Annotated in this window: 16 protein-coding genes; 9 read left to right on the forward strand and 7 right to left on the reverse strand. The window is 39.2% G+C overall.

Annotation, left to right across the window (positions count from 1 at the left end):
- Positions 1-114: 114 nt before the first annotated feature.
- Positions 115-1,011, reverse strand: coding sequence for a cytochrome c biogenesis protein CcsA (gene ccsA, locus ABJL82_RS02915; protein ID WP_347273212.1), 897 nt, complete (start codon positions 1,009-1,011; stop codon positions 115-117).
- Positions 1,012-1,263: 252 nt separating this feature from the next.
- Between ccsA and ABJL82_RS02920 the strand changes: the two genes are divergently transcribed.
- The 7 genes from ABJL82_RS02920 (at position 1,264) to ABJL82_RS02950 (ending at position 6,425) form a co-directional block, all read left to right on the forward strand.
- A complete protein-coding gene (locus tag ABJL82_RS02920) occupies positions 1,264-1,488 on the forward strand; it encodes a DUF1858 domain-containing protein (protein ID WP_099326601.1) in 225 nt (74 codons plus the stop codon).
- Between the two features lie 18 nt (positions 1,489-1,506).
- Positions 1,507-1,725, forward strand: coding sequence for a NifU family protein (locus ABJL82_RS02925; protein ID WP_099326600.1), 219 nt, complete (start codon positions 1,507-1,509; stop codon positions 1,723-1,725).
- Between the two features lie 59 nt (positions 1,726-1,784).
- Positions 1,785-2,462 carry a hypothetical protein gene (locus ABJL82_RS02930; RefSeq protein ID WP_347273213.1) on the forward strand — a complete coding sequence of 226 codons (678 nt, stop codon included), beginning with the start codon at positions 1,785-1,787 and terminating at the stop codon, positions 2,460-2,462.
- Position 2,463: 1 nt separating this feature from the next.
- Positions 2,464-3,489: a ThiF family adenylyltransferase gene (locus ABJL82_RS02935; protein ID WP_347273214.1), complete on the forward strand. Its 1,026-nt coding sequence runs from the start codon at positions 2,464-2,466 to the stop codon at positions 3,487-3,489.
- Between the two features lie 148 nt (positions 3,490-3,637).
- Positions 3,638-4,789 (forward strand): aminotransferase class V-fold PLP-dependent enzyme, encoded by a 1,152-nt coding sequence (locus ABJL82_RS02940; protein ID WP_347273215.1) that lies wholly within the window; start codon positions 3,638-3,640, stop codon positions 4,787-4,789.
- Positions 4,790-4,840: 51 nt separating this feature from the next.
- Positions 4,841-5,755, forward strand: coding sequence for an NAD-dependent epimerase/dehydratase family protein (locus tag ABJL82_RS02945; RefSeq protein WP_347273216.1), 915 nt, complete (start codon positions 4,841-4,843; stop codon positions 5,753-5,755).
- A gap of 28 nt (positions 5,756-5,783) precedes the next feature.
- Complete coding sequence (locus tag ABJL82_RS02950; RefSeq protein WP_347273217.1) at positions 5,784-6,425, forward strand: hypothetical protein; 642 nt, start codon at positions 5,784-5,786, stop codon at positions 6,423-6,425.
- A 91-nt stretch (positions 6,426-6,516) separates the two neighbouring features.
- On the opposite strand, the gene ABJL82_RS02955 is transcribed toward ABJL82_RS02950, so the two are convergent.
- The 4 genes from ABJL82_RS02955 to ABJL82_RS02970 form a co-directional block, all read right to left on the reverse strand.
- Positions 6,517-8,019 (reverse strand): RimK family protein, encoded by a 1,503-nt coding sequence (locus ABJL82_RS02955; RefSeq protein WP_347273219.1) that lies wholly within the window; start codon positions 8,017-8,019, stop codon positions 6,517-6,519.
- 79 nt (positions 8,020-8,098) lie between these two features.
- On the reverse strand, positions 8,099-9,208 hold the full coding sequence (locus ABJL82_RS02960; RefSeq protein ID WP_347273220.1) for a GNAT family N-acetyltransferase/peptidase C39 family protein: 1,110 nt from the start codon (positions 9,206-9,208) through the stop codon (positions 8,099-8,101).
- 502 nt (positions 9,209-9,710) lie between these two features.
- Positions 9,711-10,037, reverse strand: coding sequence for an HU family DNA-binding protein (locus ABJL82_RS02965; RefSeq protein WP_347273221.1), 327 nt, complete (start codon positions 10,035-10,037; stop codon positions 9,711-9,713).
- Between the two features lie 255 nt (positions 10,038-10,292).
- Positions 10,293-12,080 carry a carboxypeptidase regulatory-like domain-containing protein gene (locus ABJL82_RS02970; protein WP_347273222.1) on the reverse strand — a complete coding sequence of 596 codons (1,788 nt, stop codon included), beginning with the start codon at positions 12,078-12,080 and terminating at the stop codon, positions 10,293-10,295.
- Positions 12,081-12,744: 664 nt separating this feature from the next.
- On the opposite strand from ABJL82_RS02970, the gene ABJL82_RS02975 reads away from it, so the two are divergent.
- Together ABJL82_RS02975 and ABJL82_RS02980 are read left to right on the forward strand one after the other, a co-directional pair.
- The gene (locus ABJL82_RS02975) at positions 12,745-13,749 is read left to right on the forward strand and encodes a radical SAM protein (protein ID WP_347273223.1); all 1,005 of its coding nucleotides are present in this window, start codon (positions 12,745-12,747) and stop codon (positions 13,747-13,749) included.
- Positions 13,733-14,422, forward strand: coding sequence for a DUF6873 family GME fold protein (locus tag ABJL82_RS02980; RefSeq protein WP_347273224.1), 690 nt, complete (start codon positions 13,733-13,735; stop codon positions 14,420-14,422). The genes ABJL82_RS02975 and ABJL82_RS02980 overlap by 17 nt, the downstream gene beginning before the upstream one ends.
- Positions 14,423-14,687: 265 nt before the next feature.
- Here ABJL82_RS02980 and ABJL82_RS02985 read toward each other — a convergent pair whose 3' ends face one another.
- Both ABJL82_RS02985 and ABJL82_RS02990 read right to left on the reverse strand, forming a co-directional pair.
- The gene (locus tag ABJL82_RS02985) at positions 14,688-15,041 is read right to left on the reverse strand and encodes a DUF2149 domain-containing protein (protein ID WP_347273225.1); all 354 of its coding nucleotides are present in this window, start codon (positions 15,039-15,041) and stop codon (positions 14,688-14,690) included.
- 60 nt (positions 15,042-15,101) lie between these two features.
- Positions 15,102-15,764 (reverse strand): MotA/TolQ/ExbB proton channel family protein, encoded by a 663-nt coding sequence (locus ABJL82_RS02990; protein WP_347273226.1) that lies wholly within the window; start codon positions 15,762-15,764, stop codon positions 15,102-15,104.
- Positions 15,765-15,925 lie beyond the last annotated feature (161 nt).

A 15,925-nucleotide genomic window follows, 5' to 3' on the forward strand; every position in this document is an offset into this window, starting at 1 on the left:
CAATCGGCAATTTGCCGACTGTAGACTGTGGATTGCCGACTACTTTTTTAATCTGTGTAATCTGTGCAATCTGTGGTTCCTCTTTAGTATTCCGTGCTTCGTATTTTTTATCGGCTATGTCAGCTTAGGGTACTGTTGTTTATTCACCGCTAAAATTTCGATATATGCCGGATTAGTGCTCAGTTTTTGAAAGGCGTGTTTTGACCCGATAAAAAATGTTCCGATAAAGGTGAAAAGAACAAAACAAAAACCGGCAATCGTTAATAACGCTATCTTTGTGCCGTGAAAGGAAGCAACCAGGCGCATGTGTAATAAGGCGGCATAAATAAGCCATGTGGCAAGGCCAAGGATAACTTTGGGGTCCAAATACCACATTTCCCCCAAAATATCCTGTGTCTTTACCCAGAACGTACCAAATACCAAACCAAGAGTAAGTAATGGAAAACCGAAAGAAATAGTCTTCCAAATGAGCATATCAATACCTTCCAAAGAAGGGAGTTTGTTAAACAGACGTCCAAATAGTTTATGCTTTAGATGTCTCTGCTGTGTTAAATACATTATGCTCAAACTAAACGATATAGTAAAAGCCGCATAGCCGATAAAAATAGGAATAATATGGGCAACAAGCCAGAATTTCTGGAGACTCACCGTTATCAACATGTCACTTTTATCAAAAGAGAGCGCCCAGAGAGAAAGCGCCGTAACGAGCGGCATGAGAAAGGTATCCAAAGAAGGCAATTTATAGAGGTAATCTATGTTGATAAAGACAAATAAGACGCACCAGAGCAATGAAACAAAAGATTCATAAACGTTTGTTATAGGAATGTTGTTAGAACGTATGCCAAGAAAGATGAGATACCCGCTATGGATTAAAAAGCCCATTACCGTTGCCCATCTGGCCACTTTTTTATTAAATAAATCAGGTTTTATAATGTGACCAATCGACCATACCGATGAAATAAGGTACAAGATGATGCTTATTATAAATGGAATGTGAGATGCCGTAAACATAATAGGTTAATTTAAAAAATAACCATGTATTAATCAACCATTATTTTCAATCGTCAGCGATAGTGGGAAATTTATTGGTTTTTTTTTAATTGACAAATATTTATTTGTCAGATAACCTGAAAACCGTAATCATTTTTTGAATGGAATCACAACCCGCTTCTATGGTTTCTGCTTTGAATAAGCTTTTTTTCGTGGTTGTACTCAGTAAGAGCTTTTACTTTTAAAACGTATTATTTAAGAAAGGTTTTATCTATGCCGGAAACAAAACCTAAGATAACAAAGAAGACTTCCATAGGCGATGTAATCCAAAATTACCCCGAAACAGAATCCGTTGTAAAAAAGTATTTTGGCGCAGGCTGCTATACCTGCCCCGGTTCTAAAACAGAAGACATTGCATTTGGCGCAACGATGCATAATGTAGACCCTGAGGTTATCATCAAGGAATTAAATGAAATTATCGAAAAACATAAATCATAATTTTAAGGAGAAAGAATAATGAAGGAAAAAATAGAAGAGGCTCTTAAGGGCATTAGGCCGGCATTACAAGCAGACGGCGGAGATATTGAGCTTGTTGATTATGAAGATGGTATTGTTAAAGTGCGTTTAAAAGGCGCGTGTGGTTCATGCCCCAGCTCTCTTGCCACATTGAAATATGGAGTTGAAGCCAGACTTAAGGAAATTATCCCCGAGATTGAATCCGTAGAACTGGCGTAAATTACTATCTATTAGGCAACGCAATACAGAAGAGACTGATAAATAAAAGGAGCGCTATTATGAGTATGGTCCTGGGACCTATCCACCATTGGATGTTTGGAAAAATAAAGACTTCTGAAGCACGAGAAAATAATATTGTCTCTGCATTTAAAGCGAGATACGGTGCTGACGCAGAGGCATTGCTCGGAGAGGTATATAAAAAATACCCTCAAACAGACAGCACTAAATCGTTAGAAGAATTACTGGCAAACAAGTCCATTCATCAGGGGATTCAAAGCATTATTATCGAGGGAGAAACACGGGAGGCAGCTATTATAGCTGCCTTTTGTGCAAAATATGATGATGCCGGGAAAATTGCCTCCGAAGCAGCGCATGCCCATGGCATTCAATGTGGTAAGGAGGCCGTAAACCGTAAAGGGTTATCTGCGAACGAGTGCAAAAGTACATCAAAGGCATTTGAATTACTGGGTGATTACCTGTGCGATGGGATGCCTTGCGACAGAGGCGCTCAGGTTGTGGAAGATTCAGAGAAATGCACCGCATGGGATCATGAGGAATGTGTGCATGAAAAATACTGGAAAAATGCAGGTGCAGATTTTTTAACGATGTGCGATATTGTTAATGCATGGATTTCCGGTTTTTGCAAGGGACTGAATCCCATCTCAACATATAAAAGAGAAAAGGCAATTGCATCCGGTGACAAATCGTGTTTAAGTATTCTAAAAAATAACAGTTAACATGTCTGATCGTTATGTCCGGCAGGAATTATTCTCTGCCATAGGAAAAGAAGGACAAAAAAAACTCTCCCATACGACAGTCGCCATTATTGGCTGCGGCGCATTGGGCTGCACTTCTGCAAATCTCCTGGTACGCAGCGGGGTTAATCGTGTAAAAATAATCGACCGGGATTTTATTGAAGAAAGCAACTTGCAGCGCCAGACATTATTTGATGAAGAAGACCTAAGAAATAATCTACCCAAAGCAATAGCCGCCCAAAAAAAACTACAAAAAATCAACTCCAGCATAATAATAGAAGCAGCCGTCACGGATATTAATCCCTCCAATATCGATACAAACTTACACAATGCAAATATAATCATTGACGGCACCGATAATTTTGAAACCCGGTTTCTCATTAACGATTATTGTGTGAAAAATGACATTCCATGGATTTATGGTGCATGTATTGGCAGCACGGGATTAACGATGACAATCATTCCCGGAGAAACCCCCTGTTTACGCTGTGTTATGCAGGACATTCCCCCTTTCGGCAATACTGAAACGTGTGATACCGCAGGGATACTATCGCCTGCCGCAAGTTTGATCGCCTCGATTCAGGTTGCCGAGGCTTTAAAAATCCTGACGGACAATGGCGCGTCTATTAACAGGCAGCTTCTCAAATTTGATTTGTGGAAGAATGAGATAACAAGGCTTAATATAAACAAACTCAGAGAAATAAATGATTGTAAGGCCTGTAAAAACAAACAATATGAATATTTAAGGAATGAAAAATACTCTTCAACCACTTCTTTATGCGGACGAAATGCAGTGCAAATCGCGCCGGCAAACGGTTCAACTATTGATTTGTCAGCGCTTGCATCGCGTTTGAGGACGGCAGGGAACGTATCTTTTAATAAATATATGCTGCGGCTGAAGGTAAATGATTATGAATTAACGGCCTTCCCTGACGGCAGGACAATTATAGCCGGAACAGATGATGTAATTACGGCAAAAGGTATTTATGCAAAATACATCGGGATGTAAAACCGATTATTGTCGTATATTTTGGATTTGTTTTGAATTTTATGCCTTGTCATTTGGATTTGTTTCGTATTTCATACTTCGAATTTCGTATTTTTTATTTCGTGCTTATTTGGTTCTGGCTACGCCAGCTTAGGGGATCTATTTAATTATGATCTATTTTGATAATGCAGCGACAAGTTATCCGAAACCGGAAATTGTATATACGTCAATGGATACCTTTTACAGGACAATGGGGGCTAACCCCGGACGTTCCGGCCACAGGATGGCAGTCACCGTAGAACGTGAAATTGAAAATACAAGAAAGGTAATTGCAGATTTTCTTGCCATAAAGGATCCAAACAGATTTGCATTTACCTTCAATGCAACTGATGCGATAAATATGGGCATAAAAGGGTTACTCAAGGCAGGCGATCATGCAATCACTTCTTATCTTGAACATAACGCTGTATCCCGTGCTTTAAACGGATTAGCACAAGATAACAAAATAACCGTTACAAAGGTGAAAAATTCCTCTGATGGTTTTATTAATCCTGACGACGTAAAAAATGCCATTACTCCCAAAACCCGCTTAATCGTTCTCACCCATGCAACAAACGTTCTTGGCACAATTCAACCTATAAAAGAAATCGGTTTGATTGCCAGAGAACGAGATATTGTGTTTATGGTAGATGCAGCGCAAACTACCGGGGTATGTGAGATTGATGTTAATGAATGCAATATTGATATGCTTGCGTTTACGGGACATAAAGCGCCCTTTGGCCCAACGGGAACAGGCGGTCTTTATGTCCATGAACGTATCAAGCTTCGTCCATGGAGAGAGGGAGGCACTGGATTTGAACCCGCATCATTAACACAACCGGAAGAAATGCCGTTCCTGCTGGAAAGCGGCACCCCAAATACCGTTGGTATCGTTGGCCTGAAAGCTGGAATTGAATATGTCATATCAAAGGGTACACACACGATTAGGGCGCATGAACAGAAATTAATTCAAAAAATAATCAATGCCCTTCAAAATGATGAACGATTTATTTTATATGGGACGAAAGATGTATCAAGGAAAGTAGGAATACTTTCAATAAACATAAAAGGATATACTGCGGCGGAAGCAGGTGCAATATTAGATCAATCATTTACTATTGCAGTACGACCCGGACTACATTGCGCACCTTTTGTTCATCAGCAAATGGGTACGTATCCCGATGGCACAATAAGAATCAGTCCTGGTTTTTTTAACACGGAAGAAGAAATAGATACATTAATCTCTGCATTGAATGACATTGCAAATGAAACAATTCATTAAGTAAAAAACTGCCATTATCCTATCAATAACCCCTATATTAAACAAATCAGTATGAGTACCGAATTACATGCCGTTACCGGAGCATTTGGATTTTCCGGAAGATATATTGCAAGAAACTTATTAGACCGCGGGCGTAATGTCATTACCCTGACCAATTCCTTGCATCGCCCTAACCCTTTTGGTGAAAGTGTAAAGGCGTATCCTTTTAATTTTGACAAGCCAGAGAAACTTACGGAATCATTAAGTGGTGTTTCAGTGCTCTACAACACCTATTGGGTTCGTTTTAATTACAAGACCTTTGGTTACTCCACTGCAATACAAAATACTTTTGCCCTGTTCGAAGCGGCTAAAAAGGCCGGAGTAAAAAGAATAGTACACACGAGTATAACGAACCCTTCCGAAAGTTCACCGTATGAGTATTTCAGGGATAAGGCAATAATCGAAAAAAACCTTATAGAATCCGGTATTTCGTATGCTATTTTACGTCCGGCTGTCTTGTTTGGCAAAGAAGGCATTTTAATCAATAATATTGCCTGGGCTTTGCGAAAGTTCCCTTATTTTAGTATATTTGGGGACGGTAATTATCGCTTACAACCAATCTACGTAGATGATTTTGCCAAACTAGCGGCAGAGCAAGGTGAGAAAAGCGAAAATACCATTATTAATGCAATTGGCCCTGAAACCTTTTCCTATCGTGAATTAATTGAAGAAATCGGCAGTATCATCGGAAAGAAACGGCCTTTTATTTCTGTCCCCCCTGCCTTCGGATATTTTTTCGCTCTTATTATCGGTAAATTTGTTCATGATGTCATGTTAACAAAAGACGAAATTAAAGGTCTCATGGACAACCTGCTTTATGTTGATGCACCACCCGCGGGCAAAACAAAACTAACCGAATGGGTGAGGGAAAATGCCGATATACTTGGCTCACATTATGAAAGCGAACTTGCCAGAAGAAAAAAATAATTTTGAAACATAATTAAGGAAACGAAAGATGTCAAAAAGCGACAGAAAACAACAGAAGAAAATAGAAAGAAAAAAGGCCAAAAGAAAGGTCATCATTGCGAAAAAAATGGTAAAATCAAAAGATGAATCATCATTTGTTGCAATAGACGCAGAAAAGGTTTCTCACTATCCTGTTTATGAGTGCCTGGTAAGTCGTGAGATCCTTGATATTGGCATTGGAAATGTATTGTTCAGCAGGATACTGCCAAACGATAAGATAGCTGTAATTATACTTACGGTAGATGTATATTGCCTGGGAGTCAAAAACGCATTCTACAGAGTTATTTCTAAAGCTGAATACAATGATACATTGAGGGAACAGCATAACTTAAAAGACAAAATTCAATTTGCAGAAAAAGAACCTTCATGGATAAGAAAATTAGTTGAAGGCAGTGTTTCCTATGCAAAGAATCTGGGGTTTAATCCTCATCCTGATTATATGAAAGCGCGTATGCTTTTTGGAGATGTAGACCCAAATGAGTGTGCAGAAGAAATTGAATTTGGAAAGGGCGGAAAACCATTTTATGTTGCAGGTCCCCGCGAAAATTTTACCCAACAGAAAACTATCATAAATCAATTAACCCGTGTTTGCGGTGAGGATGGATTTGAATATATGGCTTTTATTCAATAGCTCTTTGCTTATTTAATTATCTGTTAACTTGTGGCTATTTCATTTCACAATAAAAAATAACTGATATCATTATTTGTATCGCAGAAAAAACCTATTTTTCATGCTTTTCGCCGTTTTTCATATTCAGTCTTCTAATGAATTCTTCAATAATAATCCGATACAACTTATCGCCTAAACAGCCATCTTCCACGCCTATATCAATTGTAGGATTATCATTTATCTCCATCACCAGCACTCCCTTGTCGGTCTGCTTTAAATCCACACCATACAATCCGTTGCCTATGAGATTTGCAGCTTTTACGGCAATGTAAATAACATCCTGCGGAACGTCTTCAACATGAAATGTTTTAAAGTCTCCCCCGGTAAAACGGCCATCAGGGCCATGTTGTATGATTTGCCAGTGTTTTTTCGACATGAAATACTGGCAGGCATATATCGGAACACGATTTAAAATGCCGATACGCCAGTCAAATGAGGTATATAAAAATTCCTGCGCCAGAATCAAATCGGATTCTTCAAACAGGCGGCTTGTTATTTCTTTTAATTCGTCAAGGTTATCTGCCTTCACAACTCCCCTTGAAAATGAACTATCAGGTATTTTCAAAACAATCGGATAAGAAAACTTTAATTCTAGCGCTTTTATTATTCTATTAATATCTTTTTTCTGCAACAATACCGTTTTAGGTACAGGTACCTTATTGGCAGAAAGTATTTCAAAGAGATATACTTTATTGGTACATTTCACAATTGAATCTGGATCATCTATTACGACCATGCCTTCATTTTCTGCTTTTTTCGCAAATCGGAACGTATGATGATTAATCCTTGTTGTCTCACGAATAAACAGGGCATCATATTCCGCTAGTTTTGAATAATCTTTTTTTTCAATTAAATCAACGTTAACGTCGAGTTTTTTCCCAATCTTGATGAATTTTTGGAGAGACCGTTGGTTGGAAGGAGGTAATTGTTCCGCCGGATTATATAAAATTGCAAGGTCATACTTTTCTTTGCTTTTTACTTTAGGCGTTTGCCAGCGTTTTGTTAAATAGTCATTGAACGACTGAAAAAAAATAGTCTCCTGCCCTTGCATAAGATTATGCACGTATGAAGGTTTTATCGCAAAAATATTCCACTTGCCCTGAAAACGAAACTCTACCTTGAGAATCGGACAGCGAAACATGTCGAATAATTGCCGTGCAAGTTCCTGCAAATCATTCTCTTCACATTGCCCGAAATATATCATGTAATCAAATGACGTTGCGGTTTCCGCCAGGTGTTTCGTTCTTTTCTTTAAGCTTTTTTGAATGGATACGTCAAGGTCTTCTACGTTGAGGCTATAAATTGACTTACTGCTCAGATCATTGATCGTTTTTACGGAAGGAACCACTTTATGCCGTCGTGCTTCCGCAAGTAGCGAACAATAATAGCCGAGACTCAGGTACCGGTAGCTACGGCATAAATTAACAATTTTTATATCTTTTATTTTCAAATATTCCTGGTGTGCTACATAATCTTTTGCTGTCACTACTAATGCCTCAGAATAATGAGGATTCCAATCCTTATAATTTTCCACTAACACAATATGCGTTGCCATTGTTTTTTATCGATAGATAATAATTATTCCAAAATAAGGTTATATAATAATTTCACGGTATGTCTCCTGAATATTCCTATTAAGAGAGGTTATTTGCCTTTTTCTTTTTTACAATGATTACCGATTTTTGCCCTGATTTTCCATATTTTGCCATCCGTTCAAAATCTTTTTTCAAAATGGGCATGTTAATACAGTCTGTTTCTGTTTTATAAACCTCTACATCTACAAATGGGTCATGCACATAAATATATTTTTCATCAAAGCCGGTAACGACTACCCAGTGAGGAAATTTTTCACGGTAAATTCGGTAAGAGCTTATCAGGACAATAGGAATACCGCCTTTATCAAACTTTTCCTGAATTTCGGACACGCTTAATGTTTTATACTTTAATTCGATAGGTAATTGACGAAGTTCTTCAAGAAGATCTTCCTGAACAAGTTGTATCACCTCTTTTTTATCAAGGCTTCTTACCGAATCAATAAAAAACGCACTGCTTTCATTTACATACACTTCAACGTCAAAACCTCTTCGAAAAGCAGCTAGCGCAAGGCCGTAAGGCCCGCAGCCGCCATACCCCGACGTCATAAAAATGGTAGTAGATTCACGCCAAATCCTTAATTCCATTTGACGGTTTATCTCTACAAAGGGGTCCAGCGCCTTCATTGCCATCATCAATACTGAAGGGCCGCAAGTAAAATCTAATGTCTGCCTGTAATAAGGAACATTTACCATCTCCAGCTTAAGATGGGGCGCTAAAAGCTTTTCGAAGCGAATAGCATCCATATGATCCTCATAATAATCTTCAATAACCCCTATTTGTTTATATCCGTTTTTTTTGTAAAACTGTATTGCGTTATAATTGTCTTTTCTCACTTCAAGCCTCATAGAAATACAATCGTAATCAATTGCGGCTTTCTCTGAAGCCCCGAGAAGTTGTTTGCCAATACCCTGATTTCTAAAATCAGGGTCCACTGCAAACGAATAGAGCCTGGCTAATGATGTACCGGTATGGTAGAGTATGATTGAATAGCCCCGAATGGCATTATCGACTATCTCCGCAAGGGTTATTGCATTTGCTTTTGTCAGAAGATAACGAAAATTCCTACGCGACAGCTTATCTGTGGTAAAACTCTTATTTTCCAGTTCTTCCAATTCGTCCAGATGTTCTAATGTAATCTCTTGAATCATGTAAAAACAGTTTATCCCTGTGAAATATGTAAAAGAAATGATAAAAGGTACGGACAGTTTATATAATGGGTATGCCAGAAATGTGCTATTAATAGTTTTCTCTCTATGAAAAATCCATTACTTTCGGTCACAAAGGAGGATGATATTCCCCTTCGTCAACCATTCCGAACATAACGAGGAATCTTCAGGATTTCTCCCTTTGATCGAAAAGACAATTACAAGTGAAACCTTCATGACCCATAATGGTCACAAACGAGGACGAAAATCTATTTTCGGACTAAATTGAAGCGAAAAAATTCTTTTTGTATGATTTATTATAAATTGCTTATATCTGCGCTTTATAAAAAAGTAAAGAAATAATTATTTTTGTAGCAATTTAGTCTTTTAAAAACGTATTTAAATTGGGTTGGGTTTTAAAAGACAAAAACTTAACGGCATTAATTTTTACCCACCCCTCAATCCCCTCCTGTAGAGACGCATTGCATGCGTCTCCCCGTTTTGTTTATTCAGTCAAAAGTCGCCGAAGGCCTAACTCCATTCTCGTTCCCAAGCTCCACAGGTTGTGTAAGATGTCTCCAGTATAGGAAGATGACCATCCCAGTAATTTTCTTAATTTTTGACTGGGATTGAATTTAAATACTTGCGAGTGCCCACATTTCCGCATATAAAAACTTCCCAGACCTGTCAACGAAACGCCTTGTCCTTCCCGGAATGTTTCATAAAGTGTGTCGGTTACTCCATCCACCCAACCAGTGGCCGTTTTTTCGTCCGTGTTCATCCTTACCGCAAGCCTTTGTATAAATTCTTTTTTTGTGAGAGATTTGCTCATGTAAAATTTTCTCCTGTGTTCTTTTGCTCATAACAAAAATCCGTGCTACGTGTTTTTGGCTGGCCTGACTTTATGAGCATCGGCAGGCGCATGCCCATTGATTTTTATTAAGTATACGGGGTCATTTAACATACAATCATTACATGTTTTCAGAAGTCTGTATCCAATTCATAGCAGAATTACTTCAAAGAAATGGGGACAGGGAGAGAAGCTGACGTTAGGCAAATTGCGGAGAAGTAGATGCTTTTAGCTATACTATTTTTCTTCTATTCTGATCTGCACCTCAAGATCTTCACCTTCATTAAGCTGTGCCGTTTGTTTTGTTTCCCAATAACCTTTTTTCTTTGCAGTGATTTTATATGTATCGGATATCAAATTATTAAATTCAAATAATCCCTCCTCATCGGTAATCGTTTTCTCTTTTTTCCCGCTATTCTTACCTTTGATCTTTATTTTTACCGATTCTACGGGATTGTTATCTCCATCTTTTACATTTCCGGAAATACGGCCTGTCTCATCAGTCGCCGTACCATTATTTTCCTGGCCGCTGTATTCATCCGCGCCAATGTCAATCGAGACGCCTTGTATCCTCTTTTCCCCGTCTATATCGTAGTCACCTGTTCCAGGTATTTTCTCCCCTGCATCTATTGCCGGAGAAACCGACGTTATATGAAGATCAAAGGCATCATCGATGTTTGTAAATTCGGGGTCTTTAAAGAGGGAGTTCCGGTCGTTTCCAGTCTCTGTCTTATATTCCTTAAAGCCTGTATATCCTTCGTTTTTCCAATACCACTCGCTATTTTTTTTCCCTGCGGTGGCGTAATATAAATTGTTGTCAACCACGTTGCCGGTATTTTCAGTAAACTCATTACTAATAAAAAGACTTTGTTCGTTCGCATACAAAATATTATTCTTTATTATATTGTCTCGGGTATCATACGATAATGTGATCTCGCCATTTCCGTCCTGCAAGGTATCGTTGTTGTATAAGGTGTTGTTGATTATGGTACAATTTTCGGTACTGCCGCGTTTCTTATCATATCCCCCCATGGCAATACCCGTCATTCTATTGTTGAAAAGGAAATTGTTCCGCACGGTAACGTTGCTGGTAGCTTTATTCTTATGTTCACTTGCTATTTCCACTCCTATATCACACGAATAAACGGTATTCATTTCTATGGCAATATACCTGCCGCCATCAACGTATATCCCCCCGGCGCTGTATTCATTTCCATATGACGGATTCCCGTATGATGATACATTATAAATGGTATTGTTACTAACCACCCCGTTACGTGCCTGATCAAATTCACTATTGGCAGAATCATTCTCAAAGCCAATAAAGTCAAGGGCGATATTGTTAATATCATGGACTATGTTGCCGGTTACCGTAAAATCTTCGACGTTCCCATTTAATACAAGGGCTTCGCTTGATCCCAGTTTTAGGTCGTATAGTTCATTTCCTTCAACGGTAATATTGCTGAGAGAATCGGTATCTGACGTTCCGTAAAATGCAATACCATGTGCATCAGCGCCTGAGAGGTGGTCATCAACCTCAGCATTGGTTGCTATGTCGTGTATCCGATTATTTACAATCTGATAGTTGCTTCCCGCTCCTCTAATGTGGATGCCAACAGGGACAATATCTGTCCTAGTGTCGCTATAATTCCTGATCTCGAAACCCTGTATGCTTATGTAACTCCGATTCTCAATGAGGAACAAACCGTTATTCGTTTTTGAAACAGTAATGCCTGTTCCGTCTATCACAGCCGCCTCATCCGCATAATTCTGAAAATTAACGTATCCTCCTTCAGCAGAACCGGAAACATTAATGGTTACCGCCTCATTATAACTGCCGCCCCTTACATACACATTGCTTCCGGCTTCAACCGTGTCAGCGGCTTTTTGGATAGTTCTCCATGGTTGAGAAAACGAACCCGGGTTGTTATCATTGCCATTCGTAGCAACGTAATAATCATTACCAAATGCAACAACACAACAACTGAATATAATTAAAAATGTTTTGATAATAGTGTTATGCATTTTTTACCTTTTTTCCTTTTCTTTGTACAGACGAATGAATAGTATCTTTCACTAATTTCCTAAGCTGGCATAACCAGAACTAAACAAGCACAAAGCACGAAATACGAAACAAATTCTAATGACAACCGGAAATTGTCATTTGTAGTGCGACGAGGTTCGTCGCACTACAATGTAGGAATTTTTCAAAATACTAAATTGTTACGGGAGCATTCCCGATTTTTTGTAATCCGTCATTTTAGTATGATGAAAAGAGAATATCGCACCGCAGAACAAGGAATATAGAATTACAACCGTAGAGACAGGTTTAAAACCTGCCTCTACAACTCATTTGACATTTATTATTGTCCCGGTATTTGAAAAGGACTCCACCCCCAAACCCCTCTCAAGAAGGAAATTTGATGTAGAGACGCACGGCCGTGCATCTCTACAAGAGGTGATTGAGGGGTGGGTTTGTTCATTGCTTAACTTAAAATATTGAAATCGTTAAACATTTAAGGTCGTAGTAAGGCACGCCTTGCCACTACATGTGGCGGCTATCATATCCGCTAACAAATAAATATGTTAAAACAACACTTGCCCGCAAACATGCATTAAAAAAATGAAAATTCCTATACTATTAAATAATGGTATGGTAAACATTATAATACACTTTTGCGAGGTTATCGTGAAAAAACATTCTAATATACCTATATTTATCCCGGAGCTTGCCTGCCCGCACCAATGTGTCTTCTGCAATCAGGCGAAAATAAGCGGAACGTATTCCATCCCGCAGCCAAAAGAGATTCGGCACATTGTCGCACAATACCTTGAAACAATACCCGAAAACAGAATCATAAACATCGCCTTTTTTGGCGGAAGTTTTACGGGGATACCTGTTGATCTTCAGAAACAGTATCTGAAAGAGGCCTTCGGGTTTGTTAAAAACGGGAAGGTATCGGGCATCAGATTGTCAACCAGACCCGACTATATCAATGAAACCATCCTTGAATTGCTGAAGAAATACGGCGTAACTACCATTGAGCTGGGTGCGCAGTCCACCAACCAGAATGTCTTAAATCAATCAGGACGCGGGCATACCCCCGAAGATATTCAAAATGCCTCCCGGATGATCCGCACATATGGTTTCGAACTTGGCCTTCAGATGATGATAGGCCTGCCGGAAGACAGTTACGAACGGTCTATTCAAACCGCCAACGATATCGTTTCCTTCGGCGCCCGTAATACGAGAATTTATCCCGCAATTATTGTGAAGGGAACCGCCCTGGAAAAGCGGTATCGGGAGGGGAAGTATATTCCGTTATCACTTGAACAGGCGGTAGGGTGGACAAAGGATCTTGTGCGTATATTTGAAAGGAACAACGTATCCGTCATACGGATGGGACTGCATCCGTCCGATGAGCTTGTTTCCGGAAAATCCCTGATAGACGGGCCATTTCATCCTGCTTTTAAGGAAATGGTTATGACAAAGATATGGGAAGAGATCATTCATGCCAAATTGAAGGAAAATACATCGAGTAACATCAGGATATCTGTTTCCGATAAGCAGATACATTATGCTATAGGGTACAAGCAGGCCAACAAGGCGCAATTACAATCAAGGGGGTATACTGTTCAGTTTGCTAGTAACCATACATTTTCTCAGTATCAAATAGATGTTTGCGATAATTGATTCCAGATCGTCAAAAAAGGTGGTCATCACGTTAAAGGGATATGTTGAGGACGTCTTTGCGTTTCAAACGAACGGACTGACGTACGATTCCATTTCGGGGCATCCGGATATTTTCCTCTACCAGGATAACGACCACCTTGTGGTTGCTCCAAATGCACCGGTTGGGTTATTCAAATTTTTAGAGCGCCATAGTATTGCCTATCTAAAAGGAAAAATGGATGTAGGAAATGATCTAGGCAACAGCGTCCAATATAACTGCCTAGGTACGCCTGATTTCTTATTTCACAAGCCTGGATATACTGACCCTATAATTTTAGAAGTAAACAGAGAGAAAGAGTTTATTCAATTGCCTCAGGCCTATACACGATGCAGCCTTGTCCATTTGTACGGAAACAACTATATCACCTCTGACAGGGGTATAGAAAAGGTATTGTTGGGAAAGGGCTTTTCCTGTTTTTATTTTAACCCCGAAGAAATACGCATACGGAATCATAAAAACGGATTTATCGGAGGCGCAGCAGGTGTGTTGGGGAAAAGCATATTTTTTAATGGAAATATCGGGCTGCACGCGGACGGGCAGCGACTGAAAGAACACTTATTGAATCTTGGTCTAGAGATTATCTGCCTTTCCGACGAATATTTATATGATGGAGGTTGTATATTTTTTGTTTGAGTTGGAGAAAATACAAGATTTACCGCTGAGAATATAGTTTCCAGTGCCATTACGTCCCCAAACAGGACAGACTGTGACAAATGGGCAATTGTGCTTTATTTTGTGGGTATTATCCCCCCTTTGTTGGTAAAAGGCAACAAAATAGGCACAAAAACGGGAGTTTATAGCTGTTCCTCCCCACTTTGTAGGCAAAAAAGTTCATTTGTCCCAGTCTGCGTAGACTGGAAACGAGCGTTTCTAATTTTTCAAAAAAATAAAGTGTTACCTATTCAGACCCCTCTGGCACATATATTACTTTTCCATCTTTTAACCGATATGCTATCCCGAGCCGGGCGCCTTCTCCTTGTAATTGCTTATGGGTAACTTTTTCAATTTTTACCTGTTTACCCTTTTTAGTAACAATCTCTACCTGGCCATTTTCGTTTTTCCTGACCATCGTAATTTCTGTTTTGGGCTGGAGGAAATCAAGCAGGCTGTAAGCGCTGATTAAGGAACCGATAAGGCCTACAATAAATACTAATCCCACGTCAAACAGACTAGCCACGCCTGACATGGGATCTTCCTGATGGAGGTCTGCTTCCTTTCCTATAACCATTCGTCTTTTTTTCAGATATTTCATTTCTGTAACGGCTCACCGTGGCGGGACAAAAAAAAGGGGAAATTTCGCTATTCCTTCTGTTTATCCTCCAAAACCACCAGTGGTTGGCTCCTCCTTATTTTTCATAATACCTTCAGTAAAATACTCAATGTTTTTTATATCCTCATGAATCCACCTGTTTTTCATCATCGAAAGAAAATAGGCAGTAATCCCTATCGCTAATCCCACTACGGTTGTGGTAAAGGCAATAATGATATTGCTTGATAACCTTTCAAGGTCGCCCTTTGACAAAGCGGACAGGGCAGGACCCATAGGAATTATAGTTCCCATTAATCCAAGTGTGGGGCCTATACGGATCATGAGCCGTAGTTTATCTAAACTCCTGGCCATTTTTTGTTCCTTGCTTTGCAGCAGGTATTCAATACGAATTCCCCTGGCGTCCTTATCCCCCTTTAACTCATCGATAAATTCCCCTAGAAATTCCCTGAAGTAAGCAGGCATCTCTCTTTTTAAAAAAGGGGATATCTCCGGTGTTTTTTGAGATAATGATTCGATGAGTGATTCAATTATTTCTTTCATTTCCCGTTTAAGGGTATGTTTCTTTCTCTTCCGATATTCCGAAAAAAATTCTCCTGTGGTGATGATCATCCATACAAAAAGAACGACCAATAGAATCATGACAGGATAGAGCATCGCTGATGAAATCACAGAAAGAATACTTTGCAATAGATTAATTAGTTTCATATTTTCTCCTGAAAAACATCCCAGGTTGATTCAGATCCCGGCGGGTTCATGTTTCCAACCTGAACCCATAATTTAATATTGATAGTAGCACGATATACAATCGATGGTTAAATCTACAATATAAAACGTTGGGTTCAAGTTACAAACTTGAACCCGCAGAT

This window comes from Candidatus Kuenenia sp., assembly GCF_039794105.1.
GTDB lineage: Bacteria > Planctomycetota > Brocadiia > Brocadiales > Brocadiaceae > Kuenenia.

Bases quoted from the DNA above. Each gene is read 5' to 3' on its own strand.
- ccsA (WP_347273212.1), bottom strand. From the start codon at position 1,011: ATGTTTACGGCATCTCACATTCCATTTATAATAAGCATCATCTTGTAC.
- ABJL82_RS02925 (WP_099326600.1), top strand. From the start codon at position 1,507: ATGAAGGAAAAAATAGAAGAGGCTCTTAAGGGCATTAGGCCGGCATTA.
- ABJL82_RS02965 (WP_347273221.1), bottom strand. From the start codon at position 10,037: ATGAGCAAATCTCTCACAAAAAAAGAATTTATACAAAGGCTTGCGGTA.
- ABJL82_RS02920 (WP_099326601.1), top strand. From the start codon at position 1,264: ATGCCGGAAACAAAACCTAAGATAACAAAGAAGACTTCCATAGGCGAT.
- ABJL82_RS02945 (WP_347273216.1), top strand. From the start codon at position 4,841: ATGAGTACCGAATTACATGCCGTTACCGGAGCATTTGGATTTTCCGGA.
- ABJL82_RS02980 (WP_347273224.1), top strand. From the start codon at position 13,733: ATGTTTGCGATAATTGATTCCAGATCGTCAAAAAAGGTGGTCATCACG.
- ABJL82_RS02985 (WP_347273225.1), bottom strand. From the start codon at position 15,041: ATGAAATATCTGAAAAAAAGACGAATGGTTATAGGAAAGGAAGCAGAC.
- ABJL82_RS02950 (WP_347273217.1), top strand. From the start codon at position 5,784: ATGTCAAAAAGCGACAGAAAACAACAGAAGAAAATAGAAAGAAAAAAG.
- ABJL82_RS02930 (WP_347273213.1), top strand. From the start codon at position 1,785: ATGAGTATGGTCCTGGGACCTATCCACCATTGGATGTTTGGAAAAATA.
- ABJL82_RS02970 (WP_347273222.1), bottom strand. From the start codon at position 12,080: ATGCATAACACTATTATCAAAACATTTTTAATTATATTCAGTTGTTGT.
- ABJL82_RS02935 (WP_347273214.1), top strand. From the start codon at position 2,464: ATGTCTGATCGTTATGTCCGGCAGGAATTATTCTCTGCCATAGGAAAA.
- ABJL82_RS02990 (WP_347273226.1), bottom strand. From the start codon at position 15,764: ATGAAACTAATTAATCTATTGCAAAGTATTCTTTCTGTGATTTCATCA.
- ABJL82_RS02955 (WP_347273219.1), bottom strand. From the start codon at position 8,019: ATGGCAACGCATATTGTGTTAGTGGAAAATTATAAGGATTGGAATCCT.
- ABJL82_RS02960 (WP_347273220.1), bottom strand. From the start codon at position 9,208: ATGATTCAAGAGATTACATTAGAACATCTGGACGAATTGGAAGAACTG.
- ABJL82_RS02940 (WP_347273215.1), top strand. From the start codon at position 3,638: ATGATCTATTTTGATAATGCAGCGACAAGTTATCCGAAACCGGAAATT.